This window comes from Frigoribacterium sp. SL97, from assembly GCF_026625765.1.
Classification (GTDB): domain Bacteria; phylum Actinomycetota; class Actinomycetes; order Actinomycetales; family Microbacteriaceae; genus Frigoribacterium.
Map to the genome: position 1 here is coordinate 83,483 of NZ_CP113062.1, position 22,662 is coordinate 106,144.

Annotated in this window: 22 protein-coding genes; 8 read left to right on the plus strand and 14 right to left on the minus strand. The window is 72.5% G+C overall.

Annotated features, from left to right (window positions below):
* Nucleotides 1-10: 10 nt before the first annotated feature.
* Nucleotides 11-2,518 (minus strand): S8 family serine peptidase, encoded by a 2,508-nt coding sequence (locus OVA02_RS00340; RefSeq protein WP_235452893.1) that lies wholly within the window; start codon nt 2,516-2,518, stop codon nt 11-13.
* Nucleotides 2,519-2,667: 149 nt separating this feature from the next.
* Entirely contained in the window at nt 2,668-4,944 is a 2,277-nt protein-coding gene (locus tag OVA02_RS00345) for an acyltransferase family protein (RefSeq protein WP_162234624.1), read from the minus strand.
* A 162-nt stretch (nt 4,945-5,106) separates the two neighbouring features.
* Here OVA02_RS00345 and acs point away from each other — a divergent pair, with 162 nt between their 5' ends.
* The 3 genes from acs (at nt 5,107) to OVA02_RS00360 (ending at nt 8,723) form a co-directional block, all read left to right on the plus strand.
* Nucleotides 5,107-7,164: an acetate--CoA ligase gene (gene acs / locus OVA02_RS00350; RefSeq protein ID WP_056049728.1), complete on the plus strand. Its 2,058-nt coding sequence runs from the start codon at nt 5,107-5,109 to the stop codon at nt 7,162-7,164.
* A gap of 96 nt (nt 7,165-7,260) precedes the next feature.
* Complete coding sequence (locus tag OVA02_RS00355; RefSeq protein ID WP_056049877.1) at nt 7,261-7,866, plus strand: nitroreductase family protein; 606 nt, start codon at nt 7,261-7,263, stop codon at nt 7,864-7,866.
* 59 nt (nt 7,867-7,925) lie between these two features.
* Nucleotides 7,926-8,723, plus strand: coding sequence for an isocitrate lyase/PEP mutase family protein (locus OVA02_RS00360; RefSeq protein WP_056049731.1), 798 nt, complete (start codon nt 7,926-7,928; stop codon nt 8,721-8,723).
* Between the two features lie 112 nt (nt 8,724-8,835).
* On the opposite strand, the gene OVA02_RS00365 is transcribed toward OVA02_RS00360, so the two are convergent.
* The 5 genes from OVA02_RS00365 to OVA02_RS00385 form a co-directional block, all read right to left on the minus strand.
* Nucleotides 8,836-10,008: a YihY/virulence factor BrkB family protein gene (locus OVA02_RS00365; protein WP_082460643.1), complete on the minus strand. Its 1,173-nt coding sequence runs from the start codon at nt 10,006-10,008 to the stop codon at nt 8,836-8,838.
* 3 nt (nt 10,009-10,011) lie between these two features.
* The gene (locus OVA02_RS00370) at nt 10,012-10,404 is read right to left on the minus strand and encodes a DUF3618 domain-containing protein (RefSeq protein WP_056049734.1); all 393 of its coding nucleotides are present in this window, start codon (nt 10,402-10,404) and stop codon (nt 10,012-10,014) included.
* Nucleotides 10,385-10,813 carry a phage holin family protein gene (locus tag OVA02_RS00375; RefSeq protein WP_056049738.1) on the minus strand — a complete coding sequence of 143 codons (429 nt, stop codon included), beginning with the start codon at nt 10,811-10,813 and terminating at the stop codon, nt 10,385-10,387. The genes OVA02_RS00370 and OVA02_RS00375 overlap by 20 nt, the downstream gene beginning before the upstream one ends.
* Nucleotides 10,806-11,216, minus strand: coding sequence for a YtxH domain-containing protein (locus OVA02_RS00380; RefSeq protein ID WP_123570908.1), 411 nt, complete (start codon nt 11,214-11,216; stop codon nt 10,806-10,808). The genes OVA02_RS00375 and OVA02_RS00380 overlap by 8 nt, the downstream gene beginning before the upstream one ends.
* A gap of 136 nt (nt 11,217-11,352) precedes the next feature.
* On the minus strand, nt 11,353-12,741 hold the full coding sequence (locus OVA02_RS00385; protein WP_056049741.1) for a glycosyltransferase 87 family protein: 1,389 nt from the start codon (nt 12,739-12,741) through the stop codon (nt 11,353-11,355).
* 103 nt (nt 12,742-12,844) lie between these two features.
* On the opposite strand from OVA02_RS00385, the gene OVA02_RS00390 reads away from it, so the two are divergent.
* Nucleotides 12,845-13,378, plus strand: coding sequence for a MarR family winged helix-turn-helix transcriptional regulator (locus tag OVA02_RS00390; RefSeq protein WP_123570910.1), 534 nt, complete (start codon nt 12,845-12,847; stop codon nt 13,376-13,378).
* Between the two features lie 86 nt (nt 13,379-13,464).
* Here OVA02_RS00390 and OVA02_RS00395 read toward each other — a convergent pair whose 3' ends face one another.
* The 6 genes from OVA02_RS00395 to OVA02_RS00420 are packed head-to-tail and all read right to left on the minus strand — an operon-like array spanning nt 13,465 to nt 18,880.
* Complete coding sequence (locus OVA02_RS00395) at nt 13,465-14,448, minus strand: prenyltransferase (protein WP_056049744.1); 984 nt, start codon at nt 14,446-14,448, stop codon at nt 13,465-13,467.
* Nucleotides 14,445-14,861: a lycopene cyclase domain-containing protein gene (locus OVA02_RS00400; protein ID WP_082460645.1), complete on the minus strand. Its 417-nt coding sequence runs from the start codon at nt 14,859-14,861 to the stop codon at nt 14,445-14,447. The genes OVA02_RS00395 and OVA02_RS00400 overlap by 4 nt, the downstream gene beginning before the upstream one ends.
* On the minus strand, nt 14,858-15,232 hold the full coding sequence (locus OVA02_RS00405) for a lycopene cyclase domain-containing protein (RefSeq protein WP_056049747.1): 375 nt from the start codon (nt 15,230-15,232) through the stop codon (nt 14,858-14,860). Before OVA02_RS00405 ends, OVA02_RS00400 begins: the two co-directional genes overlap by 4 nt.
* Entirely contained in the window at nt 15,232-16,935 is a 1,704-nt protein-coding gene (crtI, locus tag OVA02_RS00410; protein WP_199736290.1) for a phytoene desaturase family protein, read from the minus strand. The genes OVA02_RS00405 and crtI overlap by 1 nt, the downstream gene beginning before the upstream one ends.
* Nucleotides 16,932-17,813: a phytoene/squalene synthase family protein gene (locus OVA02_RS00415; protein WP_056049749.1), complete on the minus strand. Its 882-nt coding sequence runs from the start codon at nt 17,811-17,813 to the stop codon at nt 16,932-16,934. Before OVA02_RS00415 ends, crtI begins: the two co-directional genes overlap by 4 nt.
* Nucleotides 17,810-18,880 (minus strand): polyprenyl synthetase family protein, encoded by a 1,071-nt coding sequence (locus OVA02_RS00420; RefSeq protein WP_082460646.1) that lies wholly within the window; start codon nt 18,878-18,880, stop codon nt 17,810-17,812. The genes OVA02_RS00415 and OVA02_RS00420 overlap by 4 nt, the downstream gene beginning before the upstream one ends.
* A gap of 18 nt (nt 18,881-18,898) precedes the next feature.
* Here OVA02_RS00420 and idi point away from each other — a divergent pair, with 18 nt between their 5' ends.
* On the plus strand, nt 18,899-19,468 hold the full coding sequence (gene idi / locus OVA02_RS00425; RefSeq protein ID WP_082460647.1) for an isopentenyl-diphosphate Delta-isomerase: 570 nt from the start codon (nt 18,899-18,901) through the stop codon (nt 19,466-19,468).
* Between the two features lie 120 nt (nt 19,469-19,588).
* On the opposite strand, the gene OVA02_RS00430 is transcribed toward idi, so the two are convergent.
* Nucleotides 19,589-20,731 carry a fatty acid desaturase family protein gene (locus OVA02_RS00430; RefSeq protein WP_082460648.1) on the minus strand — a complete coding sequence of 381 codons (1,143 nt, stop codon included), beginning with the start codon at nt 20,729-20,731 and terminating at the stop codon, nt 19,589-19,591.
* Nucleotides 20,732-20,886: 155 nt separating this feature from the next.
* Here OVA02_RS00430 and OVA02_RS00435 point away from each other — a divergent pair, with 155 nt between their 5' ends.
* The 3 genes from OVA02_RS00435 to OVA02_RS00445 are packed head-to-tail and all read left to right on the plus strand — an operon-like array spanning nt 20,887 to nt 22,545.
* Nucleotides 20,887-21,570, plus strand: coding sequence for a hypothetical protein (locus tag OVA02_RS00435; RefSeq protein ID WP_157485561.1), 684 nt, complete (start codon nt 20,887-20,889; stop codon nt 21,568-21,570).
* Nucleotides 21,571-21,604: 34 nt separating this feature from the next.
* Nucleotides 21,605-22,303, plus strand: coding sequence for a DUF308 domain-containing protein (locus tag OVA02_RS00440; RefSeq protein ID WP_267658992.1), 699 nt, complete (start codon nt 21,605-21,607; stop codon nt 22,301-22,303).
* Complete coding sequence (locus tag OVA02_RS00445) at nt 22,300-22,545, plus strand: hypothetical protein (protein WP_043594098.1); 246 nt, start codon at nt 22,300-22,302, stop codon at nt 22,543-22,545. The genes OVA02_RS00440 and OVA02_RS00445 overlap by 4 nt, the downstream gene beginning before the upstream one ends.
* Nucleotides 22,546-22,662: the final 117 nt, after the last annotated feature.

A 22,662-nucleotide genomic window follows, 5' to 3' on the forward strand; every position in this document is an offset into this window, starting at 1 on the left:
CGGGCCGCCGCTAGCGGGTCTCGTCGACGCGACGACGCCGCCCGACGCCGACGCCGACCACGCCGAACGCGACGATCAACAGGGCGGCGAGGGCCACGGGACCCGGCTCCGAACCGGTCCACGCGAGAGCGGCCGAGGAGGCGCGGGCCGGGTCGGCGGCGAGCGGGCGCCCCGGGGCACCCGTCGGGACGACGGCCTCGCCCGGCGAGGAGCCCGGCGTGGGCGACGCCGACCCCGGACCGGCCGGTGCGGCCCCGGGCTCGGCCGGGACGCCGGCCTCGTCACCCGGCACGGGAGCCGGGACCGGGTCGACGGCGAAGAGGACGGCGGTACCGGTCGCCGAGACGACGTCGTCCACGGTCCAGGTGACGGCCGAGACCTGCCAGGCACCGGCGGCGAGGCCGGCGAACGTCGCGCGGAACGTGCCGTCCTGCTCGGCACGGACCGTCGAGGACTCGGCAGCGGCGGGAGCGGCCGCCAAGGCCCGGGCCGTCGCGGGCAGGTCCCCGGCGGGCAGGTCCCCGGCGGGCGGGCTCCCGGCGGGCTCGACGGTGACGGCGACGCGGGCGGAGTCGATCGAAGTGCCCTCGACGACCACGGCCTGCCCCGAGGGCAGACGGTCGCCGTCGGCCGGTGAGGTGACGACCGGGCCGGCCAGCGCCTCCTGCACCTCGACGTCGACGACCGCGCCCGAGCCCGACGACCCGACCACGGAGAACGACAGGGGACCCGTCGGGGTGCCGGGCGAGAGCCGGACGGGCAGCTGGACCCGGCCACGCTGATCGGCGACGGTCGACGTCGAGTCGTCGAACGCGTCGCCCTCGGCCCGGACCGTCTCACCGGGCACGAAGCCGGCGCCCCGCAGGGTGGCCGCCGCGCCCGCCTGCAGCACGCCGTCGGGGGCGACGGCGACCGCCCCGCGTCCCCGGTCTTCGGTCACGGCCGCGAAAGCGTCGACCATGCCGGCCCCGAAGTACTCGGAGGGAGTCTCGCCGCCGGCCTGCCGGGCGAGCAGGTCCCGCAGTTCGGCCGGGGTCGCGCCCGGGTGCACGCTCGCCAGCAGGGCCGCGACCCCGGCGACGTGCGGAGCCGCCATCGAGGTCCCGCTGAGGGCGGCGAACCCGCCACCGGGGACCGTGCTGAGCACGGCGGCCCCGGGGGCCGTCAGGTCCACGACGCCCGCACCGTAGTTCGAGAACCGGGACTTCTCGATCGAGCTGCCGCCCTGCTGGGCCGACGAGACGGTGACGACGCCGTCGACCTCGGCGGGCAGCTGCGAGCACCCCTGCGAGACGTCGCGCCCCGGCTGCGGGGTCGAGTCGTTCGGGCTGAGCGAGTCGGCGGTCTTGTGGGCGAGGTCGACGGCGACGGCACCGACCGTGGCGTTGCCGGCGGCCGCCACGTCGAGGACGCCCTCGTGCTGGGACCAGGCGACCGCCCGCGCGACCGCGTCGAGGGCCGGGGCCTGGTCGGGGTCGGCCGAGCACCAGGCGGCCCACGGGTCGACGAAGAAGCTCGCGTTCGTCACGTCCATCTGCTGCTGCGCCGCCCACATGTAGCCGCAGATCGCGTACTCGGGGTAGATGAAGCCGTCCGCGTCGACGACCTTGACGCTGGCCAGCCGCACGCCCGGCGCGACCCCGACGACACCCCGGCCGTCGTCGGCCGCGGCGATGATGCCCGCCACGTGCGTGCCGTGCTCGCGGGTGCTCGTCGCGGCGTCGGACGACGGCGCCCAGGCGGCGGGGTCGGGGTCGGCGACGCCGTCCACGCTGCAACCCACGGAGGCGGCCGGGTCGACCTGCGAGACGAGGTCGGGGTGCGTCGCGTCGATGCCGCTGTCGAGCACGCCGACCAGCACGGCGGGGGTCCCGGGCTGCACCGCACGCGCCTCGGCGGCGTGGACGGCCTGGTCGTTCCACCGCCGCTCCTCGCCGGGATCGGCGACGTCGGCGACCCGCTCGGCCAGACCGGTCGCCTGCACTCCCGTCGACGGGACGGCAGAGGACTCGGCGTCGCCACCCGCGTCGGCGTCGGGCGTCGCACGGACGGCGGCCGTCCGGGTCGGGCCGGCCGACTCGACGGACGAGGAGGCGCGGACCCGGTCGACGAAACCGGCGGCGGTCGACCGAGCGGTCACCACCCCGATCTCGTCCCACCGGGCGAGGACGGTGCCGCCCGCGGCGACCACCGCGGCCGAGGCCGCCTCGGTCGTGACGGCGCCCGGCACCGCGTTGACGACGTAGTTCATCGCATCGACGGCAGCCGCGGCGGGGGCGGCGGGGGCTGCGGGGGCTGCGGCAGGCGTCGCGCTCGAGGCGGGCGCGGAGAGCTCGGGCACGCCGGCCGTGGGGGCCGGTGACGAGGAGGCCGTCGGAGCCGGTGACGAGGCGGCGGTCGCCGGGGCGTCCGCGGCGACGGCCGTGACCGGTGCGAACACGAGGACCGCGGCGAGCGCTGCCCCACCCACGGCACGGGTCGATCGACGAGCGGGACGGCGTCGAGGGCTGTGGGTCACCTGGCAACGATAGGCGGCGACCGGTCACGACGGGGTCACGATCCCGCCTCCCGTTCGAGGGACTCGCGGACGAGGCGGCTAGGCGGCCCGGCGCCCCGGGGCCCGTGCTCGTCCGGGCGTCAGGTGGCCGGGCGTCTGACGGCCGGACGTCAGGCGGCCGGGCCGCCCTCGGCCTCGGCTTCGGCTTCGGCTTCGAAGACGAGTTCGCGCAGCACGGGGGCGAGCTTGGCGTCGAACGCCCCCGTGTAGTGGGTGAAGTCCCGCTTGACGGGCACGTCGTCGACGAAGGCGGGGCAGAGCCCGTCGACGCAGAGGAACCGCGACGTGTCGACGAGGGAACCGCCCAGGGCGCTCATCGTCTTCTGCGTCTCGGCGAGGTTGGCGGCGTGATCCGCCGACACGGACGAGATGCAGTCGACGGGCGAGCCGCCCGGGCGGTAGCAGTCGTCGAGCGACCGGTGTGCCGGCGGGGGCGTGACGAACACGGTGCGCGTCGCCGCGCCGCCCACCGACTCGAGCTGGCGCTGCAGTGCCTCGGCGTACTCGCGCGGCGTCACGGGTGCGCCGGTGTCGGCGTGTTCGAACGGGACGAAGGAGTTCGTGACGACGAGCAGGTCGGGTGCCGTCTCGACGATCGTCCGGACGGCGTCGGCCTGGTGGGTGGTGCAGCTCTCGGGGTCGGAATTCTGGGCGACGGCGAGATCGACGAACGGGCAGCCGAACAGGGGCAGCGCGACCAGGCGCCACCCGCTGTCGTCCGGTTCGACGATCTCGACCACGGCATCCAGCTCGGCGGCGGCCGTCGAGTCGCCCACGAGGACGACCGTCTTGTCGCCGGTGCCGAAGGTGCACTCGGCGCGCGGCAGGGGCAGATCGACGCGACCGCAGTCGTTGTTCGCCCCGAACGGCATGGTGTCGCCCGGGTCGGGGGTCAGCGTCGGCCACGAGGTCGCCGCCAGCGCGGCCCGGACCGACTCGGCCATCGCCCCCTCGGCCGGACCGACCGGACCGGAGCCGTCGACGCCGTCGCCGTCGGCACCGCCGTCGGACGCCCCGGCCTCGACGGAGGCCCCGAGGCCGGTGCCCCCTGCGACGGGCGGGAGCACGGGCGGCGCCGCCACGGGCCGGACCGAGACCACCGCGGCCACCACCATCACGACGGCCAGCATGCCGAGGCCCCCGAGGGCGGCCCGACCGGCGGACGGCGCCTGGTCGTCGGCCCAGCGACGCCACAGCCGACGACGGCCCTCGCCCCGTCGCGGGGCTAGCAGGGGCGACGAGATGAAGGGCTTCTCGACGAGGTGGTGACCCACCACGGCGAAGCCGAGCGACAGGGGGTAGGCCAGCAGCTCGCCCTCGGGCACGACCGCGCGGATCATGACGACGATCGGGAAGTGCCAGAGGTAGAGCGAGTAGCTGATCGCACCCAGGTAGTCGGTGACCCGGTTCGCCAGGGGCGCCGGTGCGACGGCCCCGGGCACGCCGCCGCCCACGACGACCGCCAGGGTCGCGACCACGGGAAGCGCTGCCCACGGGCCCGGGAACGCGGTCTGCCCGTCGACGACCACGACGCTCGCCAGGATGCCGACGAGACCGAGCCAGCCGAGCGTCGTGCCGATCGCCCGCGGCAACCGCCGGGTCAGCGGAACGGCCAGCGCCGCCAGGGCACCGAGCCCGAGTTCCCAGACCCGGGTCAGCGTCGAGAAGTAGGCGCCCGTCGGGTCGCCCGCCGTGTCGACCACGGCCCAGACGAACGACGCCGCGCAGAGGGCGGTGATCACGGCCGCGAGCACGAGCCGTCGGCCCGACCCCGACCCCGTGCCCGCCTCGCGGGAGACGGCCGCGGGGCGCCCCGGACGCCGCAGGCCGAAGCCGAGGACGACGATCACGAGGAGCGGCCAGAACGCGTAGAACTGCTCTTCGACCGAGAGCGACCAGAGGTGCTGGAAGGCCGAGACGGGTCCGTCGGCGGTGAAGTAGTCGGTGCCCACGGCGGCGAAGTGCCAGTTGGCCACGAAGGCGAGGGAGTAGAGGGCGTCGATCCCGAGCCCGACCACGCGGCGGTCGGGCAGGAGGACCGTCGCGGCGAGCAGGGTCGCGGCGACGACGACGAGCGCCGCCGGCAGGAGGCGTCGGACCCGGCGACGGTAGAAGTCGGCCAGCGAGATGCGGCCCGTCCGAGCGTGCTCACGGAGCAACAACCCGGTGATCAGGAAGCCCGAGATCACGAAGAAGACGTCGACGCCCACGAAGCCGCCGTGCGGCCAGCCCGAGACGTGCTCGAGCACGACCGCGACGACGGCGACGGCGCGCAACCCCTGGACGTCGCGACGGAAAGCTGCCGACCCGCCGCCCGTCGAGGAAGCACCACCCCGACGCGACGACGAGGGAGCGGACGGAGGACGGTGGGGGGTCGAGTCGGACATGCTTCTCTCTCGGGTCGGAATCACGTGACATACCAATATCTCACGTCGCATCCTGAACGACAAGAGCCGACGGTCTCGCCCGTCGCCGCCACGGTCCCCGCGCGTTACGCAGCGTTGCCCCGCGACGCCCGCCACCGGCGTGCCGCCCGTAGCGTGGGACGCATGGCCACCAGCGACACCATCTCGAACCTGCTCGACGAGCGACGGACCTTCGCCGCGCCTCCTGCGCTCGTCGAGGGGGCCAACGTCACCTCGGCCGAGCACGCCCGCGCGGCCGCCGACCCCGTCGCGTTCTGGGCCGAGGCGTCGCAGCGGCTCGACTGGCACAAGCCGTGGACGGTCGCGCACACCTGGAAGCCCGTGACCGAGGGGCCGGACGGCACGCTCACCGTGCCCGAGGCGACCTGGTTCGCCGACGGAACGCTCAACGTCGCCGTCAACTGCGTCGACCGGCACGTCGACGCCGGCCTCGGCGACAAGGTCGCCCTGCACGTCGAGGGCGAGCCCGGCGACCGTCGTGACATCACCTACGCACAACTGCAGCGCGAGGTCGTGAAGGCCGCCAACGGCCTGCGATCGCTCGGCGTCGAGAAGGGCGACCGGGTGGTCGTCTACCTGCCGGTCATCGCCGAGACGATCGTCGTGACGCTCGCCATCGCCCGACTCGGCGCGATCCACTCGCTCGTCTTCGGCGGCTTCTCGGGCGAGGCGTTGAAGTTCCGCGTCGAGGACACACGGGCCAAGCTGCTGGTCACGACCGACGGGCAGTTCCGACGAGGGTCCGCGGTGCCGGTCAAGGCGAACGCCGACCACGCCGTCAGCGGCGACAACGAGATCGAGCACGTCCTCGTCGTGCGGCGCACCGGCGAGCAGACGCCCGACGTGCCGTGGACGGACGGCCGCGACCTCTGGTGGCACGACGTCGTCGACGCGCAACCCGACACCGACGAACCCGAGTACTTCGGCGCCGAGACGCCGCTGTTCATCATGTACACGAGCGGCACCACCGGCAAGCCCAAGGGACTCGTGCACACGAGCGGCGGCTACCTGACGCAGGCGAACTGGACCCACTGGGCCGTCTTCGACGCGAAGCCCGACGACGTGCACTGGTGCACGGCCGACCTCGCCTGGGTGACGGCGCACACCTACGAGATCTACGGCCCGCTGTCGAACGGCCTGACGCAGGTGATCTACGAGGGCACGCCCGACACCCCGCACCCCGCCCGCCACCTCGAGATCATCGAGCGCTACGGCGTCACCGCCTACTACACGGCGCCGACGCTGGTGCGGACCCTGTCGTCGTGGTTCCCCGAGGGACTGCCCGACACCTACGACCTGTCGTCGCTGCGCCTGCTCGGCACGGTCGGCGAGGCCATCAACCCCGAGGCGTGGGTCTGGTTCCACGAGCAGTTCGGCCGGGGCCGGTGCCCGATCGTCGACACGTGGTGGCAGTCCGAGACGGGGGCCGCCGTCATGGCCCCGCTGCCCGGTGCCGACACCCTCAAGCCCGGCTCGTCGCTGCGGGCGCTGCCCGGGCTCTCGACCGCCGTGGTCGACGACGCCGGCGAGCGCGTGCCGAACGGCAGCGGCGGCTACCTCGTGGTGCAGCAGACCGGACCGGCCCTCGCCCGCACGGTCTGGGGCGACCCCGAGCGGTACCGCGACAGCTACTGGGCGACCTACTGGCGGCAGGGCTGGTTCTTCTCGGGCGACGGCGCGAAGTACGACGCGGACGGCGACATCTGGGTGCTCGGCCGGGTCGACGACGTGATCAACGTGTCGGGGCACCGCCTGTCGACCATCGAGATCGAGTCGTCGCTCGTGTCGCACCCGGCCGTCGCCGAGGCCGCCGTCGTCGGCGTGGCCGACGACCGCACCGGCCAGGCGATCGCGGCGTTCGTGGTGCCGTCGACACGGCCGGAAGGAGGCGCGGTGCGGGACGCCGGCGACGTCGCCGAGCCGTCGGTGTGGGCTCCGCTCGCGGGGTCGCTGTCCCCCGTGCTGCGCGCCCACGTGGCCGACCAGATCGGGCCGATCGCCAAGCCCGCGACCGTGTTCGTCGTGCCGGACCTGCCCAAGACGCGCTCGGGCAAGATCATGCGGCGGCTGCTGGCCGACATCGTCGACGGCCGACCCCTGGGTGACACGACGAGCCTGCAGGACGAGACCGTGCCCGGCCGGGTGGCGGCGATCCTCGCGGAGGCGACCCGCGCCTCCTGAGGTCGGGAATCACCGGCCCACACCGAGGGTTACCGTGGTCGGGGCCCGATGACGCGCCTCGCCTCCCCCGTCCCGTTCCGAGAAGAAAGCGTCGTCATGTCGATCTCCGAGACCACCGCCGCCCCGTCCACCCTCCGCACCGCCGAGACGAGCGTGCCGCTCGTGCCGCTGCTCGACGAGCGCTGGAGCCCCCGCTCGTTCGACCCCACCGCCGAGATCTCGGACCGTCAGCTGGACGCCCTGCTCGAGGCCGCCCGCTGGGCACCGTCGGCCGCGAACACGCAGCCGCGTCGCTTCGTCGTCGGCCGTCGCGGCACGGCCACGTTCGACACGATCGTGAAGGCGCTCATGGGCTTCAACGCCGCCTGGGCGGGCAACGCGTCGGCGCTCGTCGTCGCCGTCGCCGAGACCTCGACCGTCGAGGGCGAGGTGCGCCAGTGGGCCGAGTACGACCTCGGCCAGGCCGTCGCCCACCTCACGGTGCAGGCACACGCCGAGGGCTTCCACACGCACCAGATGGCCGGCGTCGAATGGGACGAGATCGTCGTCGCGTTCGGCCTGACCGACAACCTCAAGCCCGTGACGGTCACGGCCGTCGGCGTCGTCGACGAGGCCGACAAGCTGATCGAGGCCCTCGCCGAGCGCGAGACCGCCCCTCGCGAGCGCCTGCCGCTCAGCGAGCTCGTCCTGCGGCGCGACTAGCAGCTCGGCGAGGCGAGCCCGGGCTGGTGCCTGCCAGCCCGGGCTGGTTGGCTGGGCGCATGTCGATCTCCAGCACGGCCGAGAAGGCCGAACTCCTCCGCTCCCTCCACGTCCCCGGCGACCCGCTGATCGTGACGAACGTCTGGGACAGCATCACCGCGCGCATCGTCGCGGGCGCACCGGGCGTCAAGGCCCTGGCCACCGCCTCCCACTCGATCAGCGAGGCGCACGGCGTCGAGGACGGCGAGGGCCTCGACGTCGACGACATGCTGGCCGCCGCCCGCATCGTGATCCGCTCGGTCGACCTGCCCGTCTCCGTCGACTTCGAGAAGGCGTACGCGACCGACGCCGCCGGCACGCTCGACAACGTCTTCCGCCTGATCGAGGAGGGCGCCGCCGGCCTCAACATCGAGGACAGCATCGGCCAGGCCAAGGCGCCCCTCTACGACATCGACACCCAGGTCTCGAAGATCGCCGCCGCCCGCCGTGCCGGCGACCGCGCCGGGGTGCCGATCGTGATCAACGCCCGGGTCGACGCCCTGGCCGGCGACCCCGACTCGTTCGACGACGCCGTCACCCGGGCCAACGCCTACCTCGACGCCGGCGCCGACTGCGCCTTCGTCCTCGGCCTGGGCACCGAAGACCTCGTGAAGGCCGCCCTCGACCGGATCGACGGCAAGGTCAGCGTCATCTCGAACCCGTCGTCCGTGCCGCTCGCCCGCCTGGCCGAGCTCGGCGTCTCGCGCGTCAGCTTCGGGCCCACCACGATGGGCCTGACGCTCTCGCACCTGCGCGACGCCGCCACCACCCTCACCGCGCGGGGCGACTACCCCGCCGAGCTCGGCTTCTCGTTCTGACCGACGGCCGGTGCGGGCGGGGCTCGCCCACCGGCTGACGAACGACGCGACCCGCGCCTCCCGAGCTCGTGAGAGCCGAGGAGGCGCGGGTCGCGTCGTCAGGGGACGTCACCTAGTCGTCGCGGTCGCCCTTCGAGTGCCCGTCCCCGGCGCGCTCGTCCTTCTTCCGGTCGGACTCGGACGCCTCGGAGCCGCCCTCGCCGTCCGGCTCGGGCACCTCGTCGCCGTTCCGCTCGATCGTCGCGGCGGCGGCCTGACGCAGTCGCATGCCGGCGAGTTCGTCCTTGGCGAGGGCCGCGGCCTTCTTCTCGCTCTGGGCCGTGTCACGGGGTGGCAGCAGGATGTCGCGCTCGGCCCGGAGGCCGGCCTGCAGCTCGCGACCACGTTCGAGCTCGGCGTCGAACTCGGCCCCGAAGAGCAGGGCGTTGTTCGTGATCCAGAGCCACAGCAGGAACACGATGACCGCACCGAGCGAGCCGTACGTCTTGTTGTAGTTCGAGAAGTTCGCGATGTAGAACGCGAACCCCACGGACGCGACCAACCAGATGACCAGGGCCACGAGCGACCCGAGGCTCATCCACTTGAACTTGGGCTGCTTGACGTTCGGGGCCCAGTAGTAGAGCACCGCCACGATCACGACGGCGATGATCGCGAGGATCGGCAGCTTCGCGATGTCCCAGACGAACACCGCGGTGCTGCCCAGTCCCACGAGGTCGCCGACCGTCTCGGCCACGGGGCCGCTGATCACCAGGATGAGGGCGGCGACCACGATGAGTACCACCGTGAACGCCGTGACGCCGAGCATGGTCGGGCGGAGCTTCCAGATCGGACGCCCCTCGTCGATGCCATAGACGCGGTTCATGGCCCGCCCGAAGGCGCCCACGTAGCCGGAGGCCGACCAGAGGGCACCCAGCACACCGACGATCAGGGCGACACCGGCAGCCGGCGAGCCGGTGAGCTGCATGATCGGGTCACGCAGCAGGTCGGCGACCTGCGGCGAGCCGAACTGCGAGACCAGGTCGAGCAGCGTCGTGGCCGTCGAGTCCGCCTGCCCCACGACGCCGAGCAGCGACACGATCGCCAGCAGCGCCGGGAAGATCGCCAGCACCGCGTAGTACGTGAGTGCGGCGGCGAGGTCGGTGCACTGGTCACGGGTGAACTCGCGCAGGGTCTTGCCCAGCACGTACCCCCAGGAGGGCTTGGAGACGTCCGACAGGTCTTGCGGCTTGCGCGAGTCGTCCGCGTCGGGCGACTGCTGCTCGCGCTCGGTGCTCTTCTGTGCCATCGGTCAGCGCCTGATCGTCTTGACGATGCCGGCGACGAGCGCGACGACGCCGATGGTGCCGGCCGCAGCGGCCGCCACCACGGGCTTCGGGTCGCGGTCGAGGCGCCGTGAGACGCTCGCCTTCAGCCGACGGGCGTGGGCAGGGACGCTCAGCTTGTCCTCGATGGCGTCGAGCGTCGCCGCGAACTCTTCACGGGTACGGGCGAGGTCGAGCTCGATCTCGGGGATGCTCGCGCCGGGGCGTGGCCCGGCCGCGTTCTCGGCGTCCTTGTCGGGAGACGTGCTGCCGTGGGCGTCGTCGCGCTCTTCGGCCGCACGCGCCTCGGCGAGCTCGGCACGGGGGTCGGGCTGGTCGCCCGTACCGTGGCCGTTCGCGTCAGTGCTTCTCGGAGTCATAGCTGCCCTGCCCCTTCAACGCGCTGACGTCGGCCTTCACGCTGGCGACGGCCTTCTCGGGGGTCGGCGGCACGCCCTTCTTGAGGGCCTTGATGCCGAGCAGGGCCAGGACGGCCGTGATCACGAGCAGGACGGCGGCGACGATGAGCGCCGCGAGCCAGGGGGCGACGACCGTCGCCAGCCCCAGGACGCCGGCCGTGATGAGCACGGCGAGCAGGAAGAAGCCGAACAGTGCGGCTCCGACCAACAAGCCGACACCCACCCCGGCCTCTTTGGCCTTCGTGGCGAGCTCGGTCTTGGCCAGCGCGATCTCGCCGCGGATGAGGCGCGAGATCAACTCGGGCAGGCTGCCGATCAGCGAGCCGAGCGAACGTTTGGTGCTCTGTTCGGGTGCCTTCAGGTCACTCACCGACCGTCACCCCCGGCAGCTTGTCGTCGTCGGGGCTGGTGCCCGAGGTCTGCTTCTTGACGTCGTCGGCCTTCTCGTCCACCTTGTCGGCGGCCTTGTGGGCTGCCTCGGTGGCCTTGGCGGCGACCTTGTCGGTGGCGCCCGAGCCCTTGCCCGAGACGGACTTGGCCTTGGAGCCGACCGCGTGGGCGGCGTCGTTCGCGACGTCCTGCGCCTTCTTGGCGACGACCGGAGCGTTCTCCTTCACGAAGCCCTCGGCCTGCTGGACGCCCTTCTGGACGGTCGGGTTCTCCCACAGGCTCTCGGCCTGGTCCTTGATCTTGACGTACGCGCCGCGACCTGCGCGGGCTCCGAGGACGTATCCGACGGCCGCTCCTGCGACGAAGAGGATCTTGCCTTTCATGAGTGCTCCTTGGCTCGTGGTGGCAGGTAGGCCTTCCACGCTGGCACGACCCGGCGTGGACGGCTCAGATTGACCGGGCGACCGGGGACGACGCCGCCCGGCGCCGGCCTGGGGACGAGCCGCCCCCGACACCACGTCAGGAGGCGCGGGCCGCCACGAGCGGGACGCCCACCTCGAGCGCGTCGCTGCGCACCGTGGCGACCGCCAGTCGCACGAGGCGCACCGCGCACCAGCAGAACAGCACCACGAGAAGGCCGTTGCGGGCACCCAGGACGAGCACGGCGACCGGGTTGAGCTCGATCAGCGGCCGGTAGAGGATCGGGAACACGAGCGTCGTGAGCCCCGAGGCCCAGGCGGTCAACACGGCGGGCGTCCGGAACGCCTCGGGACGCGAGGCATAGCCCACGGCCACGATCGGCACGATCCAGAGCAGGTACTGCGGCGACCCCACCTTGTTGAAGACCACGAAGGCGAGCGTGAGGGTGAGGGCGCCGAGCAGCACCGTGCCGAACTCGTCGCCGCGATCGCGAGCCGGGACGACGGCCGCGGTGCGCCCGGAGCCCGCCGACCCGCGCCTCCCGGGCTCGGCCCACCGGGGCAGCCCGAAGGTCGCCACGGCCAGCACGCCGGCCAGCAGCACGAGGACGGCGAGCATGACCTGCGTGCTGTCGTTGATCATCCAGGTGTCGCCCGGTCCCATGACCTCGCGCGTGGCGAGGGCGACGTTCTGGTAGACCGAGGCGCCGGGGACGCGCAGCATGGCCATCCAGAGCCAGGGCGTCGAGAGGGTCGCCTCGAGCTGCATCGCCCGTCCCGACTGCATCGTCACGAAGCTCGTGATGTCGTCGGCCCCGCGGCCGAGCAACACGCACGACACGACGACCATGGTGACGAGCACGCCCCCGCGCAGCACGACCGCCCGGTGACGCGACCCGACGACGACCGCCGCGATGACGGCGGCGGGCCAGACCTTGATCCAGGTCGCCGCGGCGAGCAGCAGCCCGGCCACCCGCGGACGCGTGGACAGCAGCATGAGGGCGGCGACGACCAGCGGCGCGCTGAACCCCTCGAGCCGGAGGAAGGCCACGGGGCTGAGCACGAGCGTCACGAGCAGCCACCACCAGGCTGCCCGGTTGTCGACCGTGCGACGACCGCGGTCGGTCAGCAGCCAGAGCGCGACGGCGTTGAGGGCGGTCAGCAGGGCCAGCCAGACGAACTGGTAGTGCTGTTCGCCGAAGACGTTCGGCAACACGATCGGGACGATCGCCCCGGCCGGGTAGACCCACGAGAAGTCGAGGACCGGCCAGACGCCCTCGCTCAGGGCCCCCGTCGCCCACAAGCGGTAGAGCGGCAGGTCGCCGCTCACCCCGCCGCCGATCATCAGCGGCGTGAGCGCCAGGAACACGGCGGCGTGCACGGCGACGAAGCCGTAGAGCAGCCCGCGCGGATGCGCCTGCACGCGCGACCAGGTCCGGCGGAGGCGCGTGGGGAGGGGCGCAGGCGCGACGGCGCTCGAGGTGGTCACGCCTCGAATGTACGGCCGCGTCCTTGCCGTTGTCTTTCCGGCAGGTGAATCCATCGGAAGATCACTCTCGAGACGGAGGTCCGACCGGTGTACGGTGCCGACCATGGACCGACGACGTTCCGCAGACGCAGGCGAGGTCACCCCGCCGACCGACGACACGCACGCACCCGACGAGCTCGGAAGCGTCGACGACGACCTGGCCGTCGACCGGGGGCGCCCGATCGGCTTCTGGTTGAGGCTCGTCGACGGGCTGATCGACCGGCGCTTCGAGGAGGTCCTCGACGAACACGGGGTCACCCGCCGGCAGTGGCAGCTGCTCAACCTGCTGGAGCGCGGCCCGACGACCCGCGCAGCACTCGACGGAGCCGTCGCGCCCTTCCTCGACCCGGCCACGGGCGAGTCCAGCTCGGACCACCTCGCCGAGCTGGTCGAGAGCGGCTGGGTGAGCCTCGCGACCGACGGGGTCGGCGACGATCGCTACGCCCTCACCGAGCGCGGGAGCCTCGCGCACCGCAAGCTCGTCGACGTGGTCGAGGGCATCCGCGACGAGACGGTCCGGGGGGCCGAGCCGGGAGCCCACGCGACCACGGTGCGCTTCCTGCGCAGGGCGGCACTCAACCTCGGCTGGCGCCCCTGAGCGCCCGGCCTGCCCGCGGGCCGCGGGCCGAGGGCCGAGGGGCTAGGGGCTAGGGGCGAGGGCCGACGACCGCAGGAGGCGCGGCGTCAGCCCCGCAGGAACACCCACCAGATCATGAGCATCGTCACGACGAACCCGCTGACGAAGTTGAGCGCCAGGAAGCGTCGCCACCCGCGGTTGACCTCTTCGGCCCGGTCGTCGGTCACGTTCCACCAGGGGGCGCAGCTGATCGCGTAGGGCAGGGTGAGCAGGGCCGCCAGCGGGCCGGGCCACTCGGTGAAGGTCAGCAGCACGCCCGCCAGCAGGTAGGCCACCACCGAGAGGCGGACGGTCGCCCGGGCACCGATCTCGGTCGCGATCGACGAGATGCCGCCCTCGCGGTCGGCGAGCACGTCCTGGACGGCTCCGAACGCGTGGCTCGCGACTCCCCAGAGGAAGAACGCGCCGAGCAACGCCCACAGCTGGGGCGTGAACGTCGCCCCGGCCAGCACGAGACCGTAGACGGCCGGGCTGACGAAGTGCGTGCTCGAGGTGACCGAGTCGACGAAGGGGCGCTCCTTGAAGCGCAGGCCGGGAGCCGAGTAGGCGATCACGGCGAAGACGCTGACGGCGAGCACGAGCCAGCTGAGCGGGTCGCCGACCGCCACGAGGAACACCAGGAAGGGCACGTTCGTGATCACTGCGGCGCGCAACGTCGTGCGGTGCAGGCTGCGGTCGAGCAGCGCACCCTCGACGCCGCCCTTGCGCGGGTTGTGCAGGTCGCTCTCGTAGTCGAAGACGTCGTTGATGCCGTACATCGCGAGGTTGTAGGGGATCAGGAAGTACAGGGCGCCGACGATCAGCACGAGCCAGTTCACCGGGCCGAGGGCGTTCTCGGCCGCGAAGAAGAGGACGGCCTCCGTGCCGGTCGGCGTCACGTCGACCTGGGACAACGGCTGGTACGACCCCAGGTAGCCGGTCGTCACCGGTGCGAGCAACGAGGTCAGCACGTACGCCGCCGCGAACGGGAACGCCGTGTTGATCCAGCTCAGGGGCCGGGACGAGACGAACAGGGCCTTGATCGTGTTCACGAGCGCGCCTCCTCGACGGTCGTCGACCCGCCGGCCGCCGGCGCCGCGGGGGCGCGGGGCGTCTTCGGGCCGCCGAGCAGCACCCACACCGACGGCAGCAGGACGAGTGCCGCGACCGCGTAGGCGAAGTCCTCGAGCGGGGCGATGCCGACGAAGACCCCGCTGATCCGGGCGGCGTCGTAGCCGACCAGCCCGATCCCGATCATGACGTTGTCGAACACGGCGGTCATCACGAGCAGCACGCCGGTCGCCAGGCCCGCCCCCAGCAGTTGCTCGCGCCGCCGCCGCGACCTCTCGGCCGGGGACGAGGAGGCGCGCGCGGCCCGGCCACGCACGCCTGCGGTCACCAGCGCCAGCACCCCGAGCACCGCGACGATCGACAGGAACACCGCGTTGACGGCCCAGTAGGTCACGACGCCACGCCGTCCACCGGTCGACCGGACTGCGTGGAGCTCGCGCCACGCCGGTCGAGCACGACGGCCGCAGCCATCCGGGCCGCGGCCAGCAGGTTCATCGTCAGGTAGCAGAGCAGCGTCAGGAAGAAGACCTCTTCGAGCGGCAGCTCGGTCGCCACCAGCACGCCGGTCATGAACGAGGTCTCGCCGCGGAAGAAGATGCCGAGGTCGATGCCGACGACGTCCCAGACCAGGAAGAACACGACGCCGACCAGCAGCGTCACCGCCGCCCGGGGCACGTCGCGCCAGAAGAACAGGCGGAACCTGCGGTCGAGCATCACCATGCCGAACAACGAGACGAGCAACGCCGCGAGGTAGACGAAGCCCATCAGCCGACGGCGGGCTCGGGGAGCGGCTCGGTGCTGGTGTCGCCGCGCAGGTTCTTGAGCAGCACCTCGGCGCTGATCAGGCACATCGGCAGGCCGATGCCCGGACGGACCGACCCGCCGGCGTAGAACAGCGAGTCGACGTGGGTCGAGACGTTGCCGGTGCGGAACAGGGCGCTCTGGGCGAGCGTGTGCGCGGGGCCGAGCATGCTGCCGCTCCAGGCGTTGACGTCGTCGACGAAGTCGCGCGGACCACGGGTGCGCCGCACCACGATCCGCTCGGCGAGGTCGGGCACGTGCGCCCACTCGGCGATCTGGGCGATGACGCCGTCCGCGAGACGCTCGATCATCGGGTCGCCGTCACCGTCGACGTCGCCCGAACCGAGGGCCGGGTCGGCGGGCAGTGGCACCAGGACGAAGAGGTTCGTGTGCCCGGCGGGCGCGGTCGACGGGTCGACGGTGCTCGGCTTGCAGACGTACAGCGACGGGGGGTCGGGGATGCGCTTGTCGGCGCCGAAGATGCGCTCGAAGTTCTCGTGCCAGTCGCGGGCGAAGAGCAGCGTGTGGTGCTCGAGCTCGGGGATCTCGCCCTCGACGCCCAGGTAGAGCAGCAGGGCGCTCGGCCCGGGGTTCTTCTTCGCCCAGTACGACGAGTCGTAGGTGCGCAGCTCGCGGGGCAGGAGCCGTGTCTCGGTGTGGTGCAGGTCGGCCGCGCTCACGACGAGGTCGGCGTCGACGCGGTGCGTCGCTCCCTCGGCGTCGGTCCAGTCGACCCCGGTCGCCTCGGCGGTCGCCTTCGAACCGCGCGGCAGGGCTGCGCCCTCGACCCCGAGCGGCTGCGTCACGATCCGGGTCACGGTCGCGCCGGTCACGACGGTCACCCCGGCCTCGACGGCCACGTCGCGGATGGCCTCGATCACCGAGATGAGGCCGCCCTGCGGGTACAGCACGCCGTCGTCGAGGTCGAGCGTGCTCATGAGGTGGTACATGCTCGGCGTGTCGAACGGCGACGAGCCGAGGAAGACCGCGGGGTACCCCAGGATCTGACGGAGGCGCGGGTCGGTCACCGTGCGGGACGCGTACGAGTCGAGGCTCGTCAGCAGCAGCCGGGCCAGCTTCGGCAGGCGGACCAGCACGTCTCCGCGCAGCAGGGGCGTGAGGCTGCCGAAGCTCGTGTAGAGGAACCGCCGTTTGGCGATCTCGTAGGTGTCGCGGGCGGACCGGAGGTACCGGCGCATGCGCTCACCGCTGCCCGGTTCGACGCGCTCGAACAGCTCGACGTTCTCTTCCAGGCCGCGCGGGACGTCGATCGGCGCACTCGCCGCGGGGGCGTCGGGCGTCGGCTCGAACAGCACGCGGTAGCCCGGGTCGAGTTCGACGAGGTCGAGGCGCTCGGCGGCCGACGTGCCCATCAGGCGGAAGAAGTGGTCGAAGACCTCGGGCATGAGGTACCAGCTCGGGCCGAGGTCGAAGCGGAAGCCCTCGTGGCTCCACGACCCGGCACGGCCACCGACCTCGTCGTTCTTCTCGAGCAGGGTGACCTCGTGGCCCTCGCGGGCGAGCAGCGCAGCCGAGGCCAGGCCGCTGATGCCGCCGCCGATCACGACGACGCGGCGGCCGTGGCGGGTGACGCTCAGGCCGTGCGACTCGTCGGACGCCCCGGTGCCGGCACCCGTCGCCCCTCGGTCGACCGTGTCGCGGCTCATGCGCGGGCCTCGGGCAGCCGGGTGACGCGACCGGCGGCGGCGCCCGCGGCGATGCGCACCTTCACCGGGTTCGGAACGCGCACGCGCGCCCGGACCAGCGAGGAGGCGGGGGTCGCCTCGAGACGCCGGTTCAGCTCGGCGAACAGGCCGTGGGCCAGTGCCACCGCCCGACGCGAGGACGTCGGCAGCACGGGGATGATCTCGCCGCTCACGCGGAGGTCGTCGTCGATGTCTCGCACCAGTCTCGTCTTGGTCTGCTCGTCGAACGTGGTCACGTCGACTCCGGGGAAGTAGCTGCGGCCGAGCTGCTCGAAGTCGGCCGCGAGGTCACGCAGGAAGTTGACCTTCTGGAAGGCCGCACCGAGGCGCCGGGCGCCCTCTTCGAGTTCGGCGACCGTGCTCGGGGGGAAGGGATGCCCGTGGAGGAACGCCTTGAGGCACATCAGGCCGACGACCTCGGCCGACCCGTACACGTAGGCGTCGAACGACGCCTGGTCGTGCTCGCGGGCACTGAGGTCGGCCCGCATCGACGCGAAGAACGGTGCGGTGAGCTCGGCACCGAACCCGGTGGCGCGGGCGGTGCGGGCGAAGGCGTGCACGACCAGGTTGGGGCTGAAGCCCTCGACCAGGGCCCGCTCGGTCTCGGCCTCGAAGCCGTCGAGCAACCGGCCCGCCGCGTCGGCGCCCAGACCGGCCTCGGTCGCGGGGCCGTCGACGATCTCGTCCGCGACACGCACGAGCGCGTATACGTTCTCGACGTGCTGCCGCACCTCGCCGCCCAGCAGGCGCGAGGCCAGTCCGAACGACGTCGAGTAGCGACGGATCACGCCTCCCGCGGTCGCGTCGGCCACGGAGTCGTACAACGACAAGCCCGTCATCGCACCCTCTCGAGGACGTCCTGGACGACCGGCGTCAATGCTTCGCGCAACGACTCGGGCACCTCGGCCCGGTCGAGCACGTCGAGCGCGCGGCGGGCGTGCTGCTCGACGAGTCCCTCGGCGAAGGAGCGGGCGCCGCAAACCTCGAGGCGACCACGGACGTGCTCGGCCTCGGCCTCGCTGAGGTCGGCCTTGCCGATGAACGGCTGGATCGTGAACCACTCGTCGGTGGTCGCGGCGTGGGCGACGAGCACCGTGCGCTTGCCCTCTCGGAGGTCGCCGCGGGTGGTCTTGCCGGTGGCCTCTTCGGTGCCGAAGACCCCGAGCAGATCGTCGACCACCTGGTACGCGACCCCGACCTCGCGGCCGAAGTCGCCGACCGCCGTGACGACGGCCTCGCCCGCGCCCGCCAGGACGGCGCCCGCCTGCAGCGGTGCCTCGAACGAGTAGACGGCCGTCTTGGCGCGCTCCATGTCGAGGATCTCGTCGACGGTCGGCAGCTCGGCGGACAGGGAGAACTCGACGTCGACCATCTCTCCGCCCGCGCTGACGAAGATCGCCTCGTCGAGCAGGTCGAGCAAGCGCGTGCGGACGTGGTCCTGGCAGCCGATGCCGAGCAGCATGCGACTGGCCCCGGTCAGGGCGAGGTCGCCGGCGATGACGGCGGCCGACATGCCCCGGTGCTCGGCCGCGGGGGTCGGGATGCCCGCCGTCGTGGCGGTGTCGCGGTAGCTGCCCGAGACGTTGGGGATGCCGCGTCGCGAGAAGTCGCGGTCGATGACGTCGTCGTGGACGATCAGGGCCGTGTGCAGCAGCTCGAAGGCCGCGCCGACCCGGGCCACGGCCTCGTCGTCGGTGCCCCCGAGGGCGTCGTAGGCCGTGAAGACCATGCGGGGCCGGAAGCGCTTGCCCCCGGCGCTGTTGCGCTCGAGCACCGACCAGAGATCGACGTACCGCCAGCCCACGGACTCGGCGCGGCGCTTGGCCAACGCGAAGAAGTCGTCGAGGACGGCGTCGACACGATCGTGTCTCGCCCGCGTGCCTGCGTGCAGGTGATCACCGTCCACCAGGGCAGACTACCTCTCATGACCCGTGAGATCTCGACGCATCCCCAGCCGACGTCCGGTGACCGCCCGGGCGCTCACGACGAGCTCGTGGTGCTCCTCGACGACGAGGGCACGCCCATCGGCACGACCGCGAAGGCGACCGTGCACACCACCACGACGCCGTTGCACCTGGCGTTCAGCTGTCACGTCACCGACGACCTCGGCCGCGTCCTGGTCACCCGACGAGCCCTGTCGAAGAAGACCTGGCCCGGCGTCTGGACCAACTCGTTCTGCGGCCACCCCGCCCCCGGCGAGACGCCGGCCGAGGCGTTGATGCGGCGCGCCCACCAAGAGCTCGGCATGGAGGTCCGCGACGTCGAGGTGATCCTGCCCGAGTTCCGGTACCTCGCCACGGACGCCTCGGGCGTCGTCGAGAACGAGATCTGCCCGGTCTTCACGGCCCGCGCCGTCGGCCTGCCCGATCCCTCGCCCGACGAGGTCGCCGAGTGGGCGTGGGTCGAGCCCGGAGAGCTTCGCGACGCGGTCGCGGCGGCACCCTTCGCCTTCTCGCCCTGGTTGGGCTGGCAGCTGGCGGCCTGGCCCACCTGAGCGAGACGGACGACGAAGGCTCCTCCGGGGACGACGAGGGTTCCTCCGGGGACGACGAAGGCGCGAGCCGGATCGCCTGACCCGACCCGCGCCTCCTGCGGTCCCTGTGTTCGGCGCCGCCTAGCGCGGACGCATCGCGTACGCCGCGGGGCAGTCGAACGGGTCGCGGGCCGAGAGGCCGACGCGGTTGAGGTACCGGATGACGATCGCGTACGACTTGGCGATCGTCGTCTCGGTGTAGGGGATGCCGTGCTCGGCGCAGTGCGCCTTCACCAGGGCGCTGGCCGCGCGCAGGTTCGGACGCGCCATGCTCGGGAACAGGTGGTGCTCGATCTGGTAGTTCAGCCCGCCCATGAAGGCCGTCGAGTGCCGACCCGTGATGTTGCGCGAGGTGAGCACCTGCTTGCTCAGGAAGTCGACCTTCGCACCCTCGGGGATGATCGGCATGCCCTTGTGGTTCGGGGCGAAGGACGACCCCATGTAGAGGCCGAAGACGGCCATCTGCACGCCGATGAAGGCGAAGGCCATGCCGAGCGGCAGGAACCAGAAGACGACGCCGAAGTAGGCGACGAGGCGCACGGCGATGAGCGTGATCTCGAGCGCGCGGCCCTCGACCTTGTCACGGCCGAGCAGCGTGCGGAACGAGGTCACGTGCAGGTTGACGCCCTCGCCGAGCAGCAGGGGGAAGAAGAAGTAGCCCTGACGGCGGGTGATGAAGCCGAGCACGCCGCGCTGCTTCGCCGCGTCCTCTTCGAGGAACGAGATCGTGTCGAACGCGATGTCGGGGTCTTTGCCCTTGGTGTTCGGGTTGGCGTGGTGGCGGCTGTGCTTGGTCATCCACCACGCGTAGCTGATGCCCACGACGCCGGCCGCGAGGACGCGACCGACCTTGTCGTTGCGCGTGCCCGACTCGAACACCTGGCGGTGCGCGGCCTCGTGCGTGAGGAACGCGAACTGCGTGAGGATGACGCCGAGGGCCGCGGCGATCAACAGCTGGAACCAGCTCGAGCCCAACAGGACGAACCCGGTGGCCGCGCCGCCGAGGCACGCGACGAGGACGACGAAGACCGTCACGTAGAAGCCGGTGCGGCGTTGCAGCAGGCCCGCCTCGCGCACGGACTTGAGCAGGCTCGAGTACGTGCTGGTCGGCTTGCCGACCTGTCCGGCGACGGTGGGGCGGAACCCGGCGGGTGCCGCACCTGCCGGTGCGTGGACGATCCGCGGGTACGCGGTTCGGGGGGTCGTGGGGACGGTGGCGGTCATCGGGCTCCCGCGGCTGATCGACTTCTCAGCCGGGTGGATGGGCCGGAGGCGGCCCGAAGATGGTGCGAACGTAACGGCGTGGGCTGGGAAGGTGTCGGGAGGTCGCCGTGCAGGAGGGTTGCAGCTTTCCGTATGTCACACGTAACCTATCGTCGATGACAGCGAGTTTCGTCGAGCGGCTCAGCGGGGTGGTGCACGACCTCGAGCAGGTGCCCTACAGGACGGGCGAACGGGACGCCCATCAGGGCCACGGCCTGCGGGACTCCGCCCTCGGGGCGGCGGCGTCGGACGCACCGGCCCACGAGATCGAGATCTCCGGGCTCGAGGTGCTCGTCGGGCTCTGGCCCGACGCGAAGGACGGCCACGGTTCATGGCTCGGGGGCGGCACCGTGGTCGGCATCGGGCCACGGCCCGCCACGGTCGTGGCGGGCTACGCCGACCTGCTCTTCGTGAGCACCGAGGGCGTCCGACGCACCTACTACCGACTGCTCACCGTCGACCATCCCGACCCCGACGTCGCGACGGTGCGCCTCCTCGAGTGCGTGAAGGAGGTCCGGCCCGGCTGGCGGTCCACGTGGGCCGACACCACCACCGCCTACACCCGGGTCAGCCGGTTGCCGACCGGCGTGCGGATCGCGATGGGGTTGGACACGGCCGAGGGGCTGGCCTCCACCCGACGTTCGCTGGACGGTGTGCTCGCGGGGTTGTCGCTCGAGGCCGAAGGGGTGCTGCGGGTGACGCCTGCCCACATGGCACGTCAGCTCGGGACGCTCAGGGGCCGCGGCTGGCCGTTGACGCTCGGCACCGTCCGCCGCCTGGCGTTCAGGAGCGCGCGGTAAACTCGGCGGGTCCCCCACCCGTGAAAGAGGTCTCGTGACGCCTGCGCACCACGACTCCGGCGCGACCGCCCCCGTGGCGTCGCCCGACCCCTCGGGCAGGGGCGTCGACCCGTCGCTCTCCGCGTACTGGCCCGTCCCCGTGCTGCGTGCCGTCCCGGCCCTCGCGGCCGCGGCGGCCATCGCCTTCAACCCCGACCACTCGCCCCGGGTCGGCCTGCTGACCTTCGGGGCGGCGGCGGTCGCCGGCGGTGTCGTGCTCGCCGTCGGATCGGCCCTGCGCCTCCACGACCGCTCGAGCCGCACCATCGCCGTCCTGCAGGGCGTCGTCGGTGCCGTGATCGGCGCCCTCTGCCTCGTCTTCTCGCACGGCCAACTGCCCGTGCTGGTCGCCTTCGTCACGGCCTGGGCCGTGCTGACCGGCGGCCTCGAACTGCTCACCGGCCTGCGACGTCGTCGTCGCTCGCCGCTCGCCCGTGACTGGACGACCGTCGGCGTGCTCACCCTGGTGCTGGCCCTGGTCTTCCTGGTCGTCCCGCCGGACTACAGCCAGCAGCTCGGCGGCATCGAGCAGATCGAGGGCGAACTGACCTCCTCGACCGTGCTCGTCGGCATCCTGGGCGCCTACGGCGCCCTGGTCGGCGTGTTCCTCGTGATCGCCGGCCTCTCGCTCAAGTGGCAGACCGGGCACCCGGCCCCTGCCGACACCCCTGACGACAAGGGACGAACGTCATGACCCACCCCACCTGGCGCGACCGGTTCCGCCCCGCCGAGTTCCTCGGACTGTCGGGCGTCTTCGCCGCCTTCGTCGGCCTCGTCGTCCTCATGACGACGCGCGACCTCCAGCTGGCGCTGATCTTCCTCTGCATCGGCTTCATCGTCGCGCTCGTCACCATCGCCATGCTCGCGCTCGCGGCCAAGCCCAACGACGACGAGCGACACGAGATCGACGACGCCGACAAGCCGCGGGGCCACTGACGCTGGTCGACCGCCGCGGCCTCCCGGCCTCTCGGTCGCTGCCCGTCGGCCGCTGCTCCGTCGCGGCCCGTCGGCCGATGCTCCGTCGCTGCCCGTCGGCCGCTGATCCGTCGCGCG

Excerpts from the sequence above, each read along its gene's own strand:
- OVA02_RS00345 (WP_162234624.1), bottom strand. The coding sequence starts at position 4,944 with ATGTCCGACTCGACCCCCCACCGTCCTCCGTCCGCTCCCTCGTCGTCG.
- acs (WP_056049728.1), top strand. The coding sequence starts at position 5,107 with ATGGCCACCAGCGACACCATCTCGAACCTGCTCGACGAGCGACGGACC.
- OVA02_RS00355 (WP_056049877.1), top strand. The coding sequence starts at position 7,261 with ATGTCGATCTCCGAGACCACCGCCGCCCCGTCCACCCTCCGCACCGCC.
- OVA02_RS00360 (WP_056049731.1), top strand. The coding sequence starts at position 7,926 with ATGTCGATCTCCAGCACGGCCGAGAAGGCCGAACTCCTCCGCTCCCTC.
- OVA02_RS00365 (WP_082460643.1), bottom strand. The coding sequence starts at position 10,008 with ATGGCACAGAAGAGCACCGAGCGCGAGCAGCAGTCGCCCGACGCGGAC.
- OVA02_RS00370 (WP_056049734.1), bottom strand. The coding sequence starts at position 10,404 with ATGACTCCGAGAAGCACTGACGCGAACGGCCACGGTACGGGCGACCAG.
- OVA02_RS00380 (WP_123570908.1), bottom strand. The coding sequence starts at position 11,216 with ATGAAAGGCAAGATCCTCTTCGTCGCAGGAGCGGCCGTCGGATACGTC.
- OVA02_RS00390 (WP_123570910.1), top strand. The coding sequence starts at position 12,845 with ATGGACCGACGACGTTCCGCAGACGCAGGCGAGGTCACCCCGCCGACC.
- OVA02_RS00405 (WP_056049747.1), bottom strand. The coding sequence starts at position 15,232 with ATGGGCTTCGTCTACCTCGCGGCGTTGCTCGTCTCGTTGTTCGGCATG.
- crtI (WP_199736290.1), bottom strand. The coding sequence starts at position 16,935 with ATGAGCCGCGACACGGTCGACCGAGGGGCGACGGGTGCCGGCACCGGG.
- OVA02_RS00415 (WP_056049749.1), bottom strand. The coding sequence starts at position 17,813 with ATGACGGGCTTGTCGTTGTACGACTCCGTGGCCGACGCGACCGCGGGA.
- idi (WP_082460647.1), top strand. The coding sequence starts at position 18,899 with ATGACCCGTGAGATCTCGACGCATCCCCAGCCGACGTCCGGTGACCGC.
- OVA02_RS00430 (WP_082460648.1), bottom strand. The coding sequence starts at position 20,731 with ATGACCGCCACCGTCCCCACGACCCCCCGAACCGCGTACCCGCGGATC.
- OVA02_RS00435 (WP_157485561.1), top strand. The coding sequence starts at position 20,887 with ATGACAGCGAGTTTCGTCGAGCGGCTCAGCGGGGTGGTGCACGACCTC.
- OVA02_RS00445 (WP_043594098.1), top strand. The coding sequence starts at position 22,300 with ATGACCCACCCCACCTGGCGCGACCGGTTCCGCCCCGCCGAGTTCCTC.